At 44.4% G+C, this 20,229-nt stretch carries 16 protein-coding genes and 1 pseudogene; 8 read left to right on the top strand and 9 right to left on the bottom strand.

All coding sequences use genetic code 11. The features are described 5' to 3' along the window. The first annotated feature begins 76 nt into the window (after window positions 1–76). Entirely contained in the window at window positions 77–634 is a 558-nt protein-coding gene (gene orn / locus PV763_RS05055) for an oligoribonuclease (protein WP_004278381.1), read from the top strand. Window positions 635–671: 37 nt separating this feature from the next. On the opposite strand, the gene PV763_RS05050 is transcribed toward orn, so the two are convergent. Further along, window positions 672–923 carry a hypothetical protein gene (locus PV763_RS05050; protein WP_262457681.1) on the bottom strand — a complete coding sequence of 84 codons (252 nt, stop codon included), beginning with the start codon at window positions 921–923 and terminating at the stop codon, window positions 672–674. Between the two features lie 182 nt (window positions 924–1,105). Here PV763_RS05050 and PV763_RS05045 point away from each other — a divergent pair, with 182 nt between their 5' ends. Beyond that, window positions 1,106–1,876 (top strand): tRNA threonylcarbamoyladenosine dehydratase, encoded by a 771-nt coding sequence (locus tag PV763_RS05045; protein ID WP_262457683.1) that lies wholly within the window; start codon window positions 1,106–1,108, stop codon window positions 1,874–1,876. A 97-nt stretch (window positions 1,877–1,973) separates the two neighbouring features. After that, the gene (locus PV763_RS05040; RefSeq protein WP_262457684.1) at window positions 1,974–3,809 is read left to right on the top strand and encodes a tetratricopeptide repeat protein; all 1,836 of its coding nucleotides are present in this window, start codon (window positions 1,974–1,976) and stop codon (window positions 3,807–3,809) included. Between the two features lie 66 nt (window positions 3,810–3,875). Here PV763_RS05040 and PV763_RS05035 read toward each other — a convergent pair whose 3' ends face one another. Genes PV763_RS05035 through PV763_RS05025 form a run of 3 tightly spaced genes read right to left on the bottom strand, consistent with a single transcriptional unit; the run spans window position 3,876 to window position 8,645 of the window. Continuing rightward, window positions 3,876–5,294 (bottom strand): efflux transporter outer membrane subunit, encoded by a 1,419-nt coding sequence (locus PV763_RS05035; protein WP_420937464.1) that lies wholly within the window; start codon window positions 5,292–5,294, stop codon window positions 3,876–3,878. Between the two features lie 10 nt (window positions 5,295–5,304). Further along, window positions 5,305–7,281, bottom strand: a complete 1,977-nt coding sequence (locus PV763_RS05030) for a MacB family efflux pump subunit (RefSeq protein WP_420937463.1) — start codon at window positions 7,279–7,281, stop codon at window positions 5,305–5,307. 2 nt (window positions 7,282–7,283) lie between these two features. After that, the gene (locus PV763_RS05025) at window positions 7,284–8,645 is read right to left on the bottom strand and encodes a MacA family efflux pump subunit (protein WP_253113126.1); all 1,362 of its coding nucleotides are present in this window, start codon (window positions 8,643–8,645) and stop codon (window positions 7,284–7,286) included. A 170-nt stretch (window positions 8,646–8,815) separates the two neighbouring features. Here PV763_RS05025 and PV763_RS05020 point away from each other — a divergent pair. Both PV763_RS05020 and PV763_RS05015 read left to right on the top strand, forming a co-directional pair. Next, window positions 8,816–9,638 (top strand): IS5 family transposase gene (locus PV763_RS05020; protein ID WP_420937462.1). Its coding sequence is split into 2 segments (ribosomal slippage): window positions 8,816–9,196 and window positions 9,198–9,638, totalling 822 coding nucleotides; the frame shifts between segments, so codons are not numbered across the junction. A 497-nt stretch (window positions 9,639–10,135) separates the two neighbouring features. Continuing rightward, window positions 10,136–10,585, top strand: a complete 450-nt coding sequence (locus PV763_RS05015; RefSeq protein ID WP_420937461.1) for a bacteriohemerythrin — start codon at window positions 10,136–10,138, stop codon at window positions 10,583–10,585. On the opposite strand, the gene holA is transcribed toward PV763_RS05015, so the two are convergent. From holA to PV763_RS04995, 4 genes are all read right to left on the bottom strand, one after another. Then, window positions 10,582–11,580 (bottom strand): DNA polymerase III subunit delta, encoded by a 999-nt coding sequence (gene holA / locus PV763_RS05010; RefSeq protein WP_420937460.1) that lies wholly within the window; start codon window positions 11,578–11,580, stop codon window positions 10,582–10,584. The genes PV763_RS05015 and holA overlap by 4 nt on opposite strands. Before the next feature lie 9 nt (window positions 11,581–11,589). Continuing rightward, window positions 11,590–12,123: a hypothetical protein gene (locus PV763_RS05005; RefSeq protein WP_004733068.1), complete on the bottom strand. Its 534-nt coding sequence runs from the start codon at window positions 12,121–12,123 to the stop codon at window positions 11,590–11,592. Window positions 12,124–12,330: 207 nt separating this feature from the next. Beyond that, window positions 12,331–14,952: a leucine--tRNA ligase gene (leuS, locus tag PV763_RS05000; protein WP_420937459.1), complete on the bottom strand. Its 2,622-nt coding sequence runs from the start codon at window positions 14,950–14,952 to the stop codon at window positions 12,331–12,333. A 125-nt stretch (window positions 14,953–15,077) separates the two neighbouring features. Continuing rightward, window positions 15,078–15,431 (bottom strand): DUF4124 domain-containing protein, encoded by a 354-nt coding sequence (locus PV763_RS04995; protein WP_409651914.1) that lies wholly within the window; start codon window positions 15,429–15,431, stop codon window positions 15,078–15,080. Window positions 15,432–16,118: 687 nt separating this feature from the next. Between PV763_RS04995 and PV763_RS04990 the strand changes: the two genes are divergently transcribed. From PV763_RS04990 to ilvC, 3 genes are all read left to right on the top strand, one after another. Further along, window positions 16,119–17,846 carry an acetolactate synthase 3 large subunit gene (locus PV763_RS04990; protein ID WP_004278370.1) on the top strand — a complete coding sequence of 576 codons (1,728 nt, stop codon included), beginning with the start codon at window positions 16,119–16,121 and terminating at the stop codon, window positions 17,844–17,846. Beyond that, complete coding sequence (gene ilvN, locus PV763_RS04985; protein ID WP_004278369.1) at window positions 17,843–18,334, top strand: acetolactate synthase small subunit; 492 nt, start codon at window positions 17,843–17,845, stop codon at window positions 18,332–18,334. Before PV763_RS04990 ends, ilvN begins: the two co-directional genes overlap by 4 nt. Before the next feature lie 106 nt (window positions 18,335–18,440). Further along, window positions 18,441–19,457 (top strand): ketol-acid reductoisomerase, encoded by a 1,017-nt coding sequence (gene ilvC / locus PV763_RS04980; protein ID WP_004278368.1) that lies wholly within the window; start codon window positions 18,441–18,443, stop codon window positions 19,455–19,457. 338 nt (window positions 19,458–19,795) lie between these two features. On the opposite strand, the pseudogene istB reads toward ilvC, so the two are convergent. Further along, window positions 19,796–20,229 (bottom strand): annotated as a pseudogene (istB, locus tag PV763_RS04975) (IS21-like element ISAba8 family helper ATPase IstB); the annotation flags it as partial.

Below are 20,229 nucleotides of genomic sequence, written 5' to 3'. Positions count from 1 at the left end.
CAGCCCCCGAATGACACCCAAGATGTAATTAATTTGCTACTATAGTTGTTTTTAAACCCAATAAGATTGCACGTTTATGAGCAGCACCGCTGATACCCGCCTGATTTGGATTGACCTTGAAATGACAGGTCTAGACACAGACAATGATCAAATTATTGAAATTGCAACAATTGTAACCGATGACAATTTGAATATTTTGGCAGAAGGTCCTGTGCTTGCGGTACATCAGCCTGCACGTCTGTTAAATGCCATGGATGAGTGGAACACTCGCCAGCATGGCCAATCTGGTCTGATTGAACGTGTACGTCGCAGTAAACTGACCGCTCAGGATGCCGAGCAGCAAACTATTGAATTCCTGAAAAAATGGGTGAATCCAAAATCATCACCGATGTGTGGTAACTCGATCTGTCAGGATCGTCGCTTCCTGCACCGCTTGATGCCTGAACTGGAACAGTATTTCCATTACCGTAATCTGGATGTCTCTTCAGTGAAAGAGCTGGCCAAACGCTGGCGCCCAGAAATCATGAGTGGTCTCAAGAAAAATGCTTCACATCTGGCGATGGACGATATTCGCGATTCGATTGCGGAACTGAAATATTATCGTCAATATTTCTTTATCATGAATAAAGACTAAATTCCGATGAATTGAAAAGAGGCGTAAGCCTCTTTTTTTATTTTACTGAACTGGATTTTTTTCTAGTGTAAAACTGCTGCATGCTTTCAAAGCCTACCCACAAGAGCAATAACACGATCAGATGATTCTGTGTTTCATAACGATCGAAGATGACCAAGCCAAATAATCCTAAAGTCATTAAACGAATGAGAATGCTGAGATAATAATTTTTGTTCTTTTGGTTGATCAGAACATAACAATAAAGCCCGATACAAACAATGTTCAAACCCAAAAGGGTGTTAAATAGCATGACATTCCACTCCTTTTAGCCAAATGACATAGAATTAATTTGTTGATATTTTAATCAATTACGAGTGAGCTGTCGCTCTCATCTGATCTGAATGTCATTTAAATCGATCAAAAATTTAGTGGCGGTAAAGAAAAGCGGATTTTGCTAAAATGATCCGGTATTTTTATTGCTATAGATGACCTATGACCGACCTGCTTCAAGATGATGAATATGACCGCCGTTTTGCTGGTGTTGCCAAAATTTATGGAGAAGACAGCTTTAACCATTATGAAAAAAGTCATGTGATGGTGATCGGTATCGGCGGTGTCGGTTCATGGGCGGTAGAAGCACTGGCACGTAGCGGTGTGGGCGAGCTGACCTTGGTCGATATGGATGTGGTGGCGGCTTCTAATATTAACCGTCAGTTACCTGCCATGAGTACCACACTGGGTCATGAAAAAATTGAAGTTATGGCCGAACGTTGCCGTGCAATTAATCCACGCATTAAAATTAATCTGATCGATGATTATCTGACGCCTGAAAATATCAAAGAAATTTTAGCTCCGACACCGGATCTGATTTTAGATTGCATCGATGATGTAAAAGCCAAATTTGCCCTGATATTACATTGCCGTTTTAACAAGATTCCGTTGATTGTATCTGGCGGGGCAGGCGGTAAACTGGATCCGCTGAAAATTCGGGTCGCCGATTTATCTAAAACCGAACAGGACCCGATGCTAGCCAAATTGCGTGCCCAATTACGCGGCAAAGGCATCTGCAAAAAGCCTAAAGAAAAATTTGGCATTACCTGTGTCTATTCCATTGATAATCCGTTTTCGAGTGCCGATGTCTGCGCCAGTGCCGGTTTGCGCTGTGGGGGGTATGGGTCGGCTGTGGTGGTGACTTCGAGCTTTGCCATGGTCGCTGTAGCAGAAGGCTTGAAAAAGCTCGATAGTAAAAGAGCAAAAGCCTGATTTAAAAATAAAAATCACAATCTATGTGCTTTTTTTAAACTCGCGTTTAGAATGAAAGGATTCATTTGCAGAACAAAAATAATGTTTTGGAGCAGCTATGTGGTTCTTGCTGGTACTGATTTTGGGGATAGGGGCGTTGGCGATCTGGATGTGGAAACGTCCGGATCCGGTGAAACGTGATCAGGCGAAGGCTGTACAACATGATTTATGGATTGAGCAGATTGATGCTCAACTGAAACATGCAGCACGTTTGAGTTCAGATCAGGAACATCCGAATTATGAACGTGCCTATCAGATTTATCAGGGACTGGCCCAGCAACAGGAAATCCCACAAGCCTATGTAGGCATGGGTCTGATGCATCTGCAAGGTCTGGGACATGAGCAAAATACTGAAAAGGCGATTAGTTATCTAGACAAGGCTTTTCGTTTGGGCAGTGATGAAGCAGCCTATCATTTGGGGCAGATTCATGAAGGGGAGGTGTATCAACAGGCTGACCCGGAAAAAGCCTTGTACTGGTACCGACATGCGGTAGCACGTGGCAATTTGGATGCCCAGTACCGCGTCACTGAACTTTCTTCTACCGAAGACCATCCTCAAAACGAGATTGCTGCAGAAAAACAGCGTCTGGCATTATTAATCCAAAATGCAGGGCAGGGTCATGCCAATTCGCAGTATCAGCTGGCCCAGTATTATCTGGCAGATTCAGTGACCCAAGATTTAGTGCAAGGAATTCATTATCTGTTTCTGGCAGCACAACAAGATCATTTGGCTGCCAATCAGCAGCTCGCTGATGATTATGCGCATGGTCAGATTCTACCGCAAGACCCGACCCAAGCCCTGCAATTTATTAAACGCTGTATCAGTCTCGGTGACCAAAAAGGTCTGTATGATTATTATGCCGGTGTGTTACAAGGCCGTATTGATACCGACCAGCGTCAGCGTGTATTCCAGCATTTATTGCAGCAGTCCAAAGAACACGCCGATGCACAAGCCAAGACTTTAATCGGACTGGCTTATTTTCATGGTTGGTATGTTGATAAAAATGAAACCATGGCATTTCGTTACTGGTCGGAAGCGGCCAACAGTCAGCATGCGCCTGCATTATGCATGATTGCTGCGCTGTATTTTGAGCAGCACCTGGTGGCCAACGAACCGCAAAAAGCATTTGAGTTATATCAGGCTGCCTATCAGCTTAGTCCTGACGATGTGTCTGCACAGATGGGGCTAGCGCTGTGTTATTTAAATGCTATTGGTACGGCGAAAGATACGGGTAAAGCCACACAAATGATCCAGAACGCGGCACAGCACTATTGGCAGATTGAAGCTCAATCTGAAGCGGATTTAATTTATAGCGTCGGCCGATTTTATAGTCTGGCTGAATATCCATTGCCGACACGTAATAAAGCTGTCCAGTACCTGAATCAGGCGGTTGCGAAAGGTTCGAAAGAGGCGGCATGGTTTCTGTACCAAGCTCTGTCAGGCATTTATCCTGTGTTTATCAATAATGCAGAGCTGGCCAATCGCTATCTGCATCAGGCTGCGCAATTGGGTCATGCCCAAGCACAAGCGGAATTGGGCTTAAAATATCTGAAAGGTCAACAGATTGCGCAGGATATTGCCTTAGGCTTGAGCTATCTGCAAAAAGCAGCCGCTCAGCAGAATGGTGTGGCACTGAATGCTCTGGGCGAAGCGTATGAACAGGGGCAAGGTGTTGAGAGCAATATTGAGCAAGCTGTGCAGTATTATCAGCAGGCAGCAGCGCAGGTAAATGCGGATGCTTATAGCCATCTTGGACGTTTATATACCAAGGGCATTGGGGTGGAGCGTGATATCGGAATCGCACGGGACTGGCTGGAAAAAGGCAGTTTGCTCGGACATGAGCGATCCACTGAATTATTGAAAAATGTGAATGCGTATTTGCAAATGAAATAAACTGACTCAAATCATATGAACTAAAAAACCGCTGTCTGACAGCGGTTTTTTATGAATCAAGCTTTGTTAAGGCAATTGTTTAATCGGGCTACCACCCAATGCCTGCATCAAAGTCACATAGGCATTGTATTGATTCTGTCGGGTTTGCACCAAAGACAGCCGTGCATTGCGCGTGGTTTCCTGCGCATCCAGCAGGTTTTTCAACGCAACCGCACCATTACGATAACGCACTTCAGTCAAGCGTTCAGTTCTTTCTGCCAGCTCAACATTGCGTTGCTGTAATGCAACCTGCTTAGTGAGCTCAGTACGATTCGACAAGGCATTTTCCACATCGGCAAAGGCCTCATACATGGTCTGGCGATATTGCATAATCGCTTTTTCGTATTCCAGCTCATTGACTTGCAGATCACGTTTCATGTCATTCCATTGCAGGAATGGCAAAGTCAGGCCAGCACCTAAAGTTGCAACCGGATTTTTCAGTGCATTGGAGAGGGACGTACTGCTGCCAATACCGGTGGTCAGATTACCGGTCAAACTAATGGATGGATAGTAGCTGGCTTTGTTGGCATCTTTATTGGCCAGTGCCTTACGCAAGCGCAGTTCAGTCGCTCGAAGGTCAGGACGACGTGACAATAAACTTGCCGGTAAGTCGGCCTGAATACTCGGCAATTGAATATTCGGTAAACGACTTGGCTCTTGAATCGCGAGCTGTTGTACCGGCATATGCAGCAATACCGCGAGTCCGGTACGTGTTTCCACACGTTGTTGTTCAATCTGGCTTAAGGTTGCCTGTTGGCTTTGAATCGCCTGTTCCGCCTGGGTTAAATCCAGACCGGATACTGCGCCGGCACGATATTGCACTCGCACCAGATCATAGGTTTTTTGCGCGGTCGCCAGATTTTGCTGTACCACGCTATAACGTTCATTCAGATAAGCCAGTTGCCAATAGAGTTGCGCTGTGGTGCCGATCAGGCTCTGAGCAGTTGCCTGCAAGTCTTCTTCAGAGGCTAAGGCCTCCCAGCGAGCGGCTTCGGTTTGATTGGCCAGTTTGCCAAACAGATCCAGTTCATAGCTTAAGCCCGGATAACCCAGAGAAATACCGGTCGAAGAATCGCCACCACCATCTAGGCTAAAACGATGGCCCGTTGAAATTCTTGCATCACCGACACGAACGCCTTGCTGGCTTTGAGCCTGTCTGGCTTGAATGCGGGCCTGTTGTAAACTGATGCCGGCCACTGCCAGGTCGGTATTCTGCGCCAATACTTCATTCACCAAATTATTTAATTGCGGATCTTTAAATAAAGTCCACCATTGATCTGCCAGAATATCGGCATGAATCTGCTGACTAAGCACCTTATTGTTTTGAAAGCTGCCCGGCATATTAAGCGCAGGCTGTTCATACGGTTTTTTTACCACTGCGGCACAACCGACCAGCGAGCTTCCCAGCAAAAGGGCACTGGCAAGCTTGGTTAAATTCATTTGCATATCAGGTTCCTTATTCGCGAGAAAGTGCATCGACTGGATTCAGACGAGCAGCGTTACGTGCCGGGATAAAGCCAAACACAATCCCGATCAGGCTTGAGCAGACAAAGGCAGCTACAATCGAAGTGGTTGAATACGCCATCTGGAAAGTACCGCCGGCAAAATGGGTAATTAGCTGGCCAATCCCGAGGGAAAGCAGCACACCCAAAATACCACCCAAGATACAGACCAGAACCGCTTCAATCAGGAACTGTTGCAGAATATCACTTTGACGGGCACCCACCGCCATACGCACCCCAATTTCCTGAGTACGTTCAGTCACGGACACCAGCATGATATTCATGACCCCAATCCCGCCGACCACCAGTGAAATTACCGCAATTGCTGAAATCAGCAAAGTCATAGTCGCTGTGGTTTGCTGAATAGTTTCACGAATACTGTCGGCATTCTGGGTAAACACATCCTGCGCGCCATGTCGCTGTACCAGCAAATTCAAAATCGCATTTTCAGCCGCCGCACTTGGGTATTCATCCTTAATGCGCACAATGATGCTACGCACATTGGATTGCCCCAGCATACGGCTCATGACGGTGGAATACGGCAGATAGACATTCAGGCTGTCATTATTGCCCATCATGCCTTTTTGCGCGTCAATCACCCCGATAATCCGGCTCGGTACGCTCCCCAGTAAAATCACCTGACCCACCGGATTGGTGCCATCCTTAAAGAAGGTGTTTTTGGTATTGGTGTCAATGACGACATCTTGCGCCTGTTGCATGACGCTACTGCGGTCAAAAGGCTGACCGGACTGGAAAGTTATGCCACGCACATAGAAGAAATCTTCACTGACGCCGTTGACCGTAGTTGAAGCTTCGATTTCTTTATAACGGCCGGTGACACTGCTATTCACCGACGGACTGACGCCATCGACATACGGTTGTTCAGCCAGCGCATCGGCATCTGCCGGAATCAGGGTTTTGGACTGTGAAGATCTGGAATTATCCCCAAAGCCTCGACCCTGAAATACGGTAATGGTATTGGTCCCCAGACTGCTGATATTTTCCAGAATCTGCTTTTGTGAGCCATTACCGAGTGCCACCACCGAGACCACCGAAGCAATACCGATAATGATTCCGAGCATGGTCAAGAAAGTCCGCATGCGATGTGCATTCATGGCCAGCAAGGCCATACGGAAAGCTTCACCGAGACGGTCAACTGCAGAACGCCATGAAGAAATCTTCTTTTGTTCACTGCGGATTAGCGGCTGTTTTTCCAGATGCTCTTCGACTTCAGGAACATTGGGCTGATCAGAAATAATATTGCCGTCCGAGATCTCGATAATCCGCGTCGCATTTTTCGCTACATTATGATCATGCGTGACCAGAATGATGGTATGACCTTTAGCATTCAGTTCACGCAAAATGCGCATCACTTCAATACCGCTGTTCTTGTCCAATGCACCGGTCGGTTCATCGGCCAGAATCACGTCACCGCCATTCATTAACGCACGGGCAATCGAAACACGTTGCTGCTGACCACCAGAGAGCTGGCTCGGACGGTTCTGGGTTTTTTCACCCAGACCCAGATCGGTCAGAATCTTGACGGCTCGCGCATGTCGTTCAGATGAATCTGCACCGGCATAAATCGCAGGAACTTCGACATTGCCTGCTGCGTTTAAATCACCCAATAAATGATAACGCTGGAAAATAAAGCCGAAATATTCACGGCGTAATTGCGCCAGTTCATCCGCTTCCAGTTCGCGGGTTTCACGGCCTTTAACCTTATAGCTACCGGTAGTTGGTTTGTCCAGACAACCCAGAATGTTCATCAGAGTCGATTTACCGGAACCGGACTGGCCGACAATCGCTACCAGTTCACCCGGATAAATCTCCAGATTCACCCCTTTTAAAATCTGGACCGTGCTTTCACCCGCAGGGAATTCACGAACCAGATTTTTCACCTCGAGGAGAGGCTGTTGTTGTGAATTCATGCTTACATTCTCATTGGGCCACGGCTATTGCCACCGCGTTTTGCTGCATCATTGGAGGTATCAGAACCATCGGCAATCACCACCTGATCACCACGTTTTAAACCTTTCAGCACTTGCGCAGTCGCGCGGTTATTCAAACCGATTAATACAGGGGTTGGTTTTGCAGTACCATCGGCTTGCAAGACACGAACCATGCCACGCTGTGCTTTACCTTGCTCAATCAGCGCAAGTTCTGCTTCAGATAGGTTTAGACGCGCTGGACGTTCGCCGGCAGGGCGGTTGCCTTGAGCCGATTCAGCTTCAGAACGTGATGCCGGGCCGCCTTCACCGCGAGAACCCTCACCACGCGCTTCACCACGATTGGCACGTGGCGGACGGTTTGAACCTTGAATGGCTGCAGCAGGAATGGTCAGTACATTTTTGGCTTCATCCAGCACGATATAAACTTGCGCCGTCATATCAATACGTAATTTTCCATCTTCATTCGGGACATCGAACAATGCGTTGTAATAAACCGCAGAACTTGACGATGAGCTTGATGTATTGCTATCGGTATTAATTGAATTGGGTGCAGGCTCAACTTGACGCAGTTTGGCGTAAATCTTTTTCTCGTTATTGCCTAAGGTAGTGAAATAAACCGTTTGACCTTCTTCAACTTTCATGACATCTGCTTCAGAAATTTCAGCTTTAATGGTCATGGTGTCCAGTTTTGCCAGTTTCACAATAGTCGGCGCACTCTGGTTGGCGTTTACAGTCTGACCTTCTTCGGTCACAATCGCCACAATCGTGCCATCCATCGGCGCCACAATCTGGGTGTAACCAAGATCTTCTTTGGCAGTCGCCAGCGTCAAACGCGACTGTTCAATCTGTGCATTGATGGCGGTGATATCCGCTTGCGCCGTTTTATAGTTCGCAAATGCCGATTCCAGCTCTGAGCGAGAAGTGGCATCCTGTGCATACATGGCTTTCTGACGGTTGTATTCAGCTTCAACTTTAGCCAAATTCGCCTGTCTTACTGCAAGTTGTGCCATCTGATTTTTAATGCTGGCTTCAGCGGTTTTTAAATCATTTTCCTGACGAACGGAGTCAATCCGCGCAATCAGCTGACCTTGCTTGACCTGATCGCCCAGTTCTACATACATTTTTCTGACCTGACCCGAAACCTGCGCCCCCACGCTGACCATCTTGGTCGCTTCCAGAATACCAGTCGCCAGTACAGAGCTTTCGATATCGCCCTGGGTGACTTCAGCCGTAATATATTGCGGAGGCTGTTCTTTGGGTTTGAGGAAGTACCACCCCGCAGCGATGAGCGCAATGGCAATCACGGCGGCCATAATCAATTTCGTCGGTTTTATTTTTGGCATATTGAATACGAGTTCGGTCGAAGATAAGGATTGATTATAAAAGCGAAATTGGGATAAATCGTGAATTTTTTTAATTTATAATGAGAATTATTTTCTATTGGCTCGATTTTAAAAAATAGCGTTAATAGAAGACCTCTTGCGAAAGTAAAAACTGCCTCAATATAGATTTCATGAAATATCAGAAATTAAATCGTTTTTCAGATTCTGAATTCCAGCGCTTGGTTGGTGTACCTCGAGCAGTTTTTAGTGAAATGGTCGAAGTTTTAAAAGAAGCAGAATCACTCAAAAAGAAATCAGGTCGTCCTCATACTTTAGATATAGAGGATCAGTTGTTATTAACTCTCAATTACTTACGGAACTACAGCACTCAACTGGAATTAGCAGCAAATTACCATATCGCTGAAAGTAATGTGAATCGAACCATTAAAAAGGTTGAAGATGCATTGATGAAATCAAGACGTTTTACTCTGCCAAAACGAAGCATTACCACAGCAGAGGAACACTTTAACTGGGTCATTATTGATGCGACAGAATGTTCAATAGAACGTCCGAAAAAAAAATCAGAGTAAGTTCTACAGTAGTAAAAAGAAGAAACATACGCTAAAAGCACAAGTGATCTATCATCCGAACAGCAAACAAATCATAGGGCTAGATATATCGAATGGCAGTCAGCATGATATTAAATTGGCAAGAAAAACGGTTAAGAAATTCAAACATTGTGAATATGTTATGACCGATTTAGGGTACTACGGATTAGAGCAAGATGGCTTTAAGTTATTGATGCCAATAAAGAAAAAGAAGAATTTACCCTTATTTGATGTTGAGAAAAAGTACAATAAAATGATTGGAAAAATACGAGTTGTGATCGAACACATTAATAGTCAATTGAAAACATTTAGAATATTAAGTGAACGCTATCGAAATAGACGGAAAAGATTCGGTTTACGCATTAACTTAATCGCTGCACTGGTAAACCGGATGAACTTGCAATAACGACTTTCGCAAGAGATCTAGAAATCATTTTAAAATGATTAATCCATGATGTCTTTGAGATGCAAGACAGTGCCTTGCTTTTCCATAACTATCAGCCCGCAATTAAAAGATCATCACGTGATTATTAAACAGAATAATCATTGTTCCCAAGCGTATTTTTTGACTGAGATCCGCAAATGAAGTGCTGCAAAGATAAAATTATATCTGACCTAATAAAGGTATAAAACCTAACAATAACTAGGATTTGTGGTGTGATATTTGTTCGATGGCTGTTTCCGGTCCAACTCTTATCTTTATATTTCTGATAGTAAAACCAGTTGAAAATTAAACAGAAAAAAAAATTAAAAAACCCATGTTTTATATATGGATTTAAAGAAATAAAACTTGTAAGATTTAACTCCATAAAAAAATTATGGTTTTGTCACTTAAGAAGAAGACGCACTTTAATTGTGCGGAAATAATACAACTTTGCTATCAAGATTGATGAGGGTTTAACGATGGAATGGAATGAAAGTTATAACATCGGAATTGACGTAATTGATAAGCAGCATCGTCAAATTTTAGACTATATTAACGCATTAGAAGAGATTAGAGGGGCTGGCCAGCGTGATCGGATCAAGGAAGTTTTGAATGATTTAATTGATTATACCCAGTCCCATTTCAGCTTTGAAGAAAATCTGCTGGAACAGGTCAGTTATCAATATCTCCCTTCACATCGCGGTATACATGAATTATTTGTAAAACGACTCAATGATTACCGTCTCAAATTCGAGAAGGGAGAATCCATTGAAAATGATTTATATCGCTTATTGTCCAAATGGCTGATCAATCATATTCAACATGATGACCAAGACTATGTCGATGCAGTGCGCGATAACATGTTGAGTTATCTACGTGCCCAGGAAAGCAAAAAAGGTAAAGGCTGGTTTGCACGTTTCTTCAGTTAGGCATTTGGCGCTAAAAATAAGCGTTGACCGCACATTTCAGCAATGGCTTGTAAAATGAGATGTTCAGGGTTCTCTTTGGACATCCCTTTAATGGCTACATCAATACGGATTAACAGTTGTGGCCAGCTCAAAAAGCGTTGTGGAGTGAGACGGCGTAAAGCCTGCTGATATAGCCCCACTTTGGTTTTCCAGATTCCGATTTGCAAGGCATTTTGCGGCTGTTCAAACAGTTGCATCAACAGACGCATCTCTTTGCTCAGGCTCCATAAGATCAGACTCATCGGCTCACCTGAAGCGACCAGATACTGGAAAATCTTGACCGATTGCGAGAGATTGCCTTGCAACAGGGCATCACTCAAATCATAGGTGCTATAACGTGACTGATCTTGTAAACATGCATATAAATGCTCCACCTGAATCACATCGATTTCAGCAAAGGTATCGCTGACCCGCATCAGGCTGTTCTTTGCCGCAAGCAGGTTGTGCTCATGATGTTGTTCCAGCCATTGCCAGGCATCATTGGCTAAACGAATGCCGAGTTTTTCAGCTTCAATACCCAGAATCTGCTGCCGGTCTTTCGGATAATTGGCCACCAGCGAAACATTCACGCCATTGGCATCAATGACCTGAAAAAAGCTGGTTTTTAGGCTACTCGCATCTTGCTTGGGCATCACCACTAATAGCAAATTATCGCTGTCTTGTTGTAAATAGCTTTTTAGCAGTTTAAGACTACTTGCATCTGGCTTGATATTGCCATGTACTTCAATCGCCAACTGGGTTGAAAACAGCGACAAGCTGTTCAAAGCATTAAAGACGGTTTTCCAGTCGGCGACCGAACTAATGTCATAGCGTTGACGTTCAATGTCCTGCTTTTGCCAGCTGGCCCGAAAGGCATCAATTAAATTCTGTTCCAGCAAAGGCTCTTGACCATGCAAGACCCAAGCACCGCGAGCTTCATCGACACGTTTCAGGGCTTGCAGATAATCAAGTTTCATAAAGAGGTCTTATTGAGCAGGTTGCGCTGAGGTATTTTGTTTGGCTAACGGTAAGCGGTTCGATGAAATCTGACGCGCGATCTGCTGCGCCACATCATCAATAATGACCTGATTCAGATATTTTTGTTCCTGGTCATCGGTGTTGACCGTTTCAATATCATATTGATACGTACGTGTTGCCACGACAGTGCGTGGTTCAGTGATCGGATTGCCTTGTGCATCTTCAATCCGGAAAGTCACGTTTAAACGTAACAAGGTTTCAACTAGTTTACCGTTCAGTTCCAGACGGCGAGGGGTGTAATCCAGGACACGTAACACATAAGCATTGGGTGCATTACTCAGCTGTACGCCTGCAGCACCGAGGTAAACTGCCAGTTTCTCTTGCAGTTCTTCAGTATTGGGCGGTAAAGACAGGCTCATGACAGAGTAAGCAACAGGGGCGGAGCTCGGATTGGTTCCTTTCAGATGAAAGCCACAGCCGACTAAGCCTGCACTCAGACCACAAGTTAAAACAATTGCTGCTAAACGTTTGCCCAAATGCATGTGTTGCCCTCTATGCTTCCCGAAAGGGAATATTTGAAATCCTGAACTGGATTGTAAAGTCAAAGCCCGTTGGCTGGCAACGGGCTTTGTTTGGGAATTGTGAAATCCTTCAGAAAGTTCCTTCTCCCTCTGGGAGAAGATTAGGATGAGGGGTTATATATTTACCTCTCCCTAGCCCTCTCCTGAGAGGAGAGGGAACTTAAGGATTTAAACCACCAAATTCACTAATTTATTCGGTACTACAATTTCTTTCTTGGTTGGACCTGTCAAGAATTGTTGAACTTCAGGCAATGCTTTGGCTTGAGCCAAGATGTCATCTTTAGAGGCATCTACAGATACTTCTAACTTGCCACGAAGCTTACCGTTGACTTGAACCACGATGGTTTGCGTATTACGTGTCAGCGCAGATTCATCTACCGCAGGGAATAAAGTTGAATTCAATTCAATCCCAAATTCAGCCAATAAAGTCTGGCTTAAATGCGGTGCAAATGGTGCAAGTAAAGTTAACAGCGTGGTAATCGATTCACGTGCGACAGCAACGTCATTGTCATCTTGAGCTTCAAATTTGTTGTTAGCATTTAAAAGTTCCATCAATGCAGCAATGGCAGTGTTAAATGCATGACGACGTTCAATATCATCACCGACTTTTTGGATGGTTTCGTGTGTCTTACGACGCAAGTCTTGTGCAGCCGTAGACAGTGCCGCTTTGTCGATGTTTGATGCACCGTTACCTTTTTCAAGGAAGCCTGTTGCTAAACGCCATACACGTTTCAGGAAGCGGTTTGCACCCTCAACACCGGCATCAGACCATTCAAGTGATTGATCAGGTGGAGCCGCGAACATCATGAACACACGTGCCGTATCTGCGCCGTACTGGTCAATAATCGATTGCGGGTCGATACCGTTATTTTTCGATTTCGACATTTTTTCCTGACCACCAACGATAACGTCTTGGCCATCTTCTTTATATTTGGCAGAAAGCACACGGCCTTTTTCGTCTTTTTCAAGCTCGATATCTGCCGGGTTAAACCAGGTTTTCTTGCCAGATTCAGCTTCACGATAGAAGGTATCTGCAAGCACCATCCCTTGCGTTAACAAGTTAGTAAATGGTTCATTGCCTTGTACCACGCCTTCATCACGCATCAATTTGTGGAAGAAGCGTGCATAAAGCAAATGCAGAATCGCGTGTTCAACACCACCGATGTATTGGTTGACAGGTAACCAAGTTTGACCCGCTTCAGGTTTTACCATGCCATCAGTAAAGTCTGGAGATGCATAACGTGCATAGTACCAAGATGATTCCACGAAGGTATCTAGCGTATCTGTTTCACGACGTGCGTCGCCACCACAACATGGGCATTTGGTTTCATAGAACTCAGGCATCTTGTTCAACGGGTTACCTGAACCATCTGGAACAACGTCAGTCGGAAGAACCACAGGAAGCTGCTCTTCAGGTACTGGCACTTGACCACATGATGGACAGTTAATCATTGGAATTGGACAACCCCAATAACGCTGACGGGAAACACCCCAGTCACGTAAACGGAATTGAACCTTAGAACTTGCCAGGCCTGTTGGTTCTAATTTGGCAAGGAATGCATCGTAGGCACCCTGGAAATCTAGACCGTCAAATTCGCCTGAATTAACCAGTTTACCTTCTTTAGAGCCATACCATTCTTGCCACTCTGTCTCAGAGAACTCAGCATCATCTGCGCCTTTGGCATCAATCACTTGCTTGATGGTCAAGCTATATTTATTGGCAAATTCGAAGTCACGTTCATCATGTGATGGAACCGCCATCACTGCACCTGAACCATAAGACATCAATACATAGTTGGCGATCCAGACCGGAACTTCTTCGCCAGTCACAGGATGCTTCACAGAAAGACCGGTTGCCATGCCTTTCTTCTCGGCAGTCGCAAGATCCGCTTCTGCCACAGAACCCATACGGCATTCTTCAATGAATGCAGCCAATTCTGGGTTTGTTTCAGCCGCTTTCAGCGCCATCGGGTGTTCTGCTGCAACTGCAACATAGGTCACGCCCATCAAGGTATCGGCACGGGTAGTGAATACCGTTAAACCGTCTGCATAGATTTCTGGATTTGCTGAAGGGAAGGTGATGTCCATCCCTTGTGAGCGGCCAATCCAGTTACGCTGCATGGTCAGGACCTGTTGTGGCCAGCCATCTTTAAGCGTGTCTAGGTCGTCAAGTAACTCTTGCGCATAATCGGTAATGCGGAAGTAGTACATTGGAATATCACGTTTTTCTACCAATGCACCTGAACGCCAGCCGCGACCATTTTCAACCTGTTCGTTGGCAAGAACAGTCTGATCAACTGGATCCCAGTTCACGGTTGAAAGCTTGCGGTAGATCAAGCCTTTTTTATAAAGTTGAACAAATAACCATTGTTCCCAGCGATAGTATTCAGGGGTACAGGTCGCAAATTCGCGATCCCAGTCCACTGCAAGACCGAGTTTTTTTAACTGGTCGCGCATGTAAGCAATATTTTCAAATGTCCATTTTGCTGGTGCAACCTGATGTGCAATCGCTGCGTTTTCAGCAGGTAGACCGAAAGCATCCCAACCCATTGGTTGTAGGACCGTTTCACCTTTTAAGCGATGGAAACGGCTGATCACGTCACCAATCGTATAGTTACGCACATGACCCATATGCAGCTTGCCACTTGGGTAAGGGAACATCGAGAGAATATAACGACGTGGACCTTCTACTTTATCGGCAACTTTAAAGGCTTTGCGAGATTCCCAATCCTGTTGGACTTGAGGCTCAATCGCACTGGCTTGATATTCGGAATCAATGTGAGTAGTCATAAACGTATCAGTGAATTACGGTGAAAAAAGTCTGTTGCACAGCATAGCGCAAAATGCACCTAAAAGTGAATTTTGCGCCGGCATTTCCCGAAGAAAAAACCTGCTGTTCTAGTAAGAGAGGTATCTTATAAAGCCACTGCACGATTTTTAGATTGCTGCAAGGCTTCGTTGGCTTCACGTTGTTGCTGGTCCTGATTCGCAGGAACTTGAGGGGCTTGTTGCTGTTGTTCTTGAGGTGTGTTCTCGGTTTGAGCTTCAGTTTCAGCCGGTTTTGAGGATGCCGGTGCTGAATTTTTCCAGCCATAAGTATCCACTGTGGTGGCTTTTTTCGCAGATTTTGGCGGTGGGGTCTTGGTATAATGCGTGATACCTTTGGCATCGACCCATTTATAATACTGGATTGCTGACGCACTGGTGCTATAGATGCCCAGAGATATTGCGCAGCTTAGACTGAAGGCGGTTAAAAAAGATATTTTCATTGTTCTTGGGCCTCGGCTTGCTAGGCATGGAATACTGCAATGATTGTAGTGATATTTTCAGTAAAAATGATGGATTTTTATCTGCTTTATTCGATGTTAATCGCTTAAACAAACCCACTCTAGCGTATAAGAAATCAGAGATAAATCTTCGTATACAAAATTTATTGATAAACAATTTCCTTTCATTTAATAAAAATTCATTCATTTTTTTTATATAAGACATATTAAAAATTTATAAAATTAAACCATTAACTCTATGAATTTTATTGGATTAGATGAATATACAAGACAGTCAATGCATGGCTATGAGCTGATATTGCTGTTAAAAACAGCAGATCTAGGCACTAGTAAGTATGGATTGTCTGTTTTTTAAACTTGACTTTAAAGCCTGAAAACACAAGAATGCTGCAATAGTTTTATATGCCTTAGATCGATCACCCTTCGACTAAGTGTCATTTCATGCAGTGGGCGATTTTTCTAGCCGAGAAATTGAACAAAGCTAAGCAAAATATGTTTATCCCAACATGTTTCAGATCCCGTATTGCTCGAACAGTGAAGAGATCAGATTTTTTTCCTATTGCTTTGAAAACTATGAAATTTGTGTGCTATAACAGTGCAGACAGTTAACAAACGAAACACTGCAAATGCCTCCCATTTGTGCAGTGAATAATATTAGGGTGAATCACGTTGGAACTTCTATCTGGTGGTGAAATGCTTGTTCGCGCATTAGCGGACGAAGGCGTTGAACATGTTTTTGGATACCCAGGCGGCGCAGTTCTTCATATTTATGATGCGCTATTTCAACAAGACAGAATCAATCATTATCTCGTACGTCACGAACAGGCTGCTGGTCACATGGCCGATGCTTACTCACGCGTGACAGGCAAGACCGGTGTTGTGCTGGTGACTTCAGGTCCGGGCGCAACCAACACGGTGACCCCAATTGCAACGGCCTATATGGACTCAATCCCGATGGTGATTTTGTCAGGTCAGGTTGCGAGTCATCTGATTGGTGAAGATGCATTTCAGGAAACCGATATGGTCGGTATTTCACGTCCTATCGTGAAACATAGCTTCCAGGTGCGTCATGCCAGCGAAATTCCTGCGATTATCAAGAAAGCCTTCTATATTGCGTCTTCAGGTCGTCCAGGTCCTGTAGTGATTGATATTCCAAAGGATGCGACCAATCCTGCAGAGAAATTTGCTTACGAATACCCAGAAAAAGTGAAGATGCGTTCGTATCAGCCACCGTTCCGTGGTCACTCAGGTCAAATTCGTAAAGCGATTGAAGAACTGATCCATGCCAAACGTCCTGTGATTTACTCGGGCGGTGGTGTGGTTCAAGGCAATGCTTCAGCACAATTGACAGAGCTTGCGCATCTATTGGGTTATCCAGTGACCAATACCTTGATGGGTCTTGGCGCATTCCCGGGTGATGATGAACAGTTCATCGGTATGTTGGGTATGCACGGTACTTATGAAGCTAACATGACCATGCACAATGCAGATGTAATTCTGTGTGTGGGTGCGCGTTTTGATGACCGTGTGACCAATAACCCTGCGAAATTCTGTCCGAATGCCAAAGTGATTCATATTGATATCGACCCAGCGACAATTTCAAAAACCATTATGGCGCACATTCCAATTGTCGGTGCTGTAGAGCCTGTATTGAATGAGATGTTGAATCAGTTGAAACAGCTTAATGTTTCTAAGCCAAATCCTGAAGCGATTGCGGCATGGTGGAAACAGATCAATGAATGGCGCAAGGTTCATGGCGGTCGTTTTGAAGCAGGTGTTGATGGTGTAATGAAGCCACAACAAGTGGTTCAGGCACTGGACAAAGTGACCAATGGTGAAGCGATCATTACTTCTGACGTCGGTCAGCATCAGATGTTTGGTGCGATGTATTACAAATACAAACGTCCACGTCAATGGATCAACTCAGGTGGTCTAGGCACCATGGGTGTCGGCTTGCCGTATGCAATGGCTGCGAAGCTTGCATACCCGGAACAGCAAGTAGTGTGTATCACCGGTGAAGCATCGATTCAGATGTGTATCCAGGAACTGTCGACCTGTAAGCAATATGGCCTGAATGTAAAAATCCTGTGCCTGAATAACCAGTCTTTAGGGATGGTGAAGCAGTGGCAAGATATGAACTATGAAGGACGTCATTCAAGTTCTTATGTAGATTCATTGCCTGATTTTGCCAAACTGATGGAAGCCTATGGTCATGTCGGTATTCAGATTAATCATGCCGATGAGCTAGAGTCGAAGCTTGCAGAAGCGATGGCGATTAACGACAAGTGCGTATTTATTAACGTTATGGTAGATCGTACCGAGCACGTTTATCCGATGTTGATTGCGGGTCAGTCGATGCAGGATATGTGGTTGGCTAAAGGGGAGCGCACGAAATGAGACATATTATCTCTGTACTCGTAGAAAACGAATCAGGCGCGCTTTCCCGTTTAGTGGGTTTGTTTTCACAGCGTGGCTACAATATCGAAACATTGAATGTTGCTCCGACTGAAGATCCAACGCTTTCACGTTTGACATTGACCACTTATGGTGATGATCACAAGATTGAGCAAATTACCAAACAGCTTAACAAGTTGGTTGAAGTGGTGAAAGTGGTTGACCTGTCTGAAGGTGCACATATTGAGCGTGAATTGATGCTGATTAAAGTCAAAGCATTGGGTTCATCGCGTGACGAAATCAAACGTACGGCAGATATTTTTCGTGGTCAGATTGTCGATGTAACACCAACGACCTATACCATTCAAATCGCGGGTACCACTGAAAAAGTGGATGCGTTTATTGATGCACTTGCAGAACACACGATTTTAGAAGTGGTTCGTTCAGGTGTATCAGGTATCGCACGCGGCGAAAAAGTACTCACCATCTAAATTTTAAGTATTTCCTCATCTGAATAAGAAGAGGGTATCAGGCAATGTAAATTTAAGGGTCATTGCCTGATTTAACGGACAAACAAGCATTTAAGCGGAGACAGCAATGCAAATTTTTTACGATAAAGACTGTGACTTATCTATCATCCAATCTAAGAAAGTAGCGATCATTGGTTACGGTTCACAAGGCCACGCGCATGCGCTTAACCTGAAAGATTCTGGCGTTGACGTAACTGTAGGTTTACGTGCTAACTCTGCTTCTTGGAAGAAAGCTGAAAATTCAGGTCTTAAAGTTGCTGAAGTTCCTGCTGCTGTAGCACAAGCTGACGTAGTGATGATTTTGACTCCAGATGAGTTCCAATCTCAACTTTACCGTGACGTAATTGAGCCAAACATCAAGCAAGGTGCGACTTTAGCATTTGCTCATGGTTTCTCGATTCTTTATAACCAAGTTGTTCCACGTGCTGACTTAGACGTAATCATGGTTGCACCTAAAGCTCCTGGTCACACCGTACGTTCTGAATACCAACGTGGTTCAGGTGTTCCTGACCTTATCGCGATTCACCAAGATGCTTCTGGTAATGCGCGTAACGTTGCTCTTTCTTACGCTTCAGGCGTAGGTGGCGGCCGTACAGGTATCATTGAAACTTCATTCCGTGAAGAAACTGAAACTGACCTTTTCGGTGAGCAAGCAGTTCTTTGTGGTGGTGCTGTTGAATTGGTTAAAATGGGCTTCGAAACTCTTGTTGAAGCGGGTTATGCTCCAGAAATGGCGTACTTCGAATGTCTACACGAACTTAAATTGATTGTTGACTTGATGTTCGAAGGCGGTATCGCGGACATGAACTACTCAGTGTCAAACAACGCTGAATACGGCGAATATGTAACGGGTACTGAAGTAATCAACGAACAGTCTCGTGAAGCAATGCGTAATGCGCTTAAACGTATTCAATCTGGCGAATACGCGAAGATGTTCATTCAAGAAGGTGCGTTGAACTACCCATCTATGACTGCTCGTCGTCGTCAAAATGCTGCTCATGGTATCGAAGTTACTGGTAACAAGTTACGTGCGATGATGCCTTGGATCCAAGCAAACAAAATCGTTGATAAAGAGAAAAACTAATTTCTCGAATCATTTGATTTGAATGCGAAAACCCACTCTATTTGAGTGGGTTTTTTATTTCTATGTTTACGTGCCTGAAAAAATGGGAAAGCAGTGCTTTCCCATTTTTTTCATATCTTGGAGCCAAGCAAACAAAATCGTTGATAAATAGAAAAACTAATCTCTTGATTGGCTGATTTTTATGCTATAAAAGCCCTGCGAAAGCGGGGTTTTTTATTGGATAAGAATAATGATTTTATATAAATATATGAGCTTTGATGATGCTGTCAACGGCATTTTAAAATTGACCCCTTTTACCTTAAAAATGGCGAAGTAAAATTGACCCCTTTGATCTCGTATTAAGTTTCAACCTGCGGCTGAATCCCAATTCTTTTTTTATCCTTCAAACGATAACTCTCACCCGATATCTGTACCACATGACAGTGATGTAATAGCCGATCTAACATCGCAGCGGTCAACGTGACATCATCCGCAAATGACTTAGACCATTGGCTAAAGGGTAAGTTACTCGTCAATATCGTACTGCCTTTTTCATAACGCTTGGCAATCACGTTAAAGAACAGATTCGCTTCTTCACGTCCAAATGGTAAATAACCAATTTCATCGATAATCAGTAACTTTGGTCCCAGTACCGCACGCTGCATATAGGTTTTCAATTTACCTTGCTGATAGGCTGTACTCAGTTGCAGCATTAAATCCGCTGCGGTAATGAACTTGATCTTAATGTTGTTCATGATGGCCTTATAGCCTAATGCCATAGATAAGTGCGTTT

This window comes from Acinetobacter sp. AS5 (assembly GCF_048957595.1).
GTDB lineage: Bacteria > Pseudomonadota > Gammaproteobacteria > Pseudomonadales > Moraxellaceae > Acinetobacter.
Note: the sequence above shows the minus strand (reverse complement) of the source record. Positions and strands in the feature narration are given on the sequence as shown.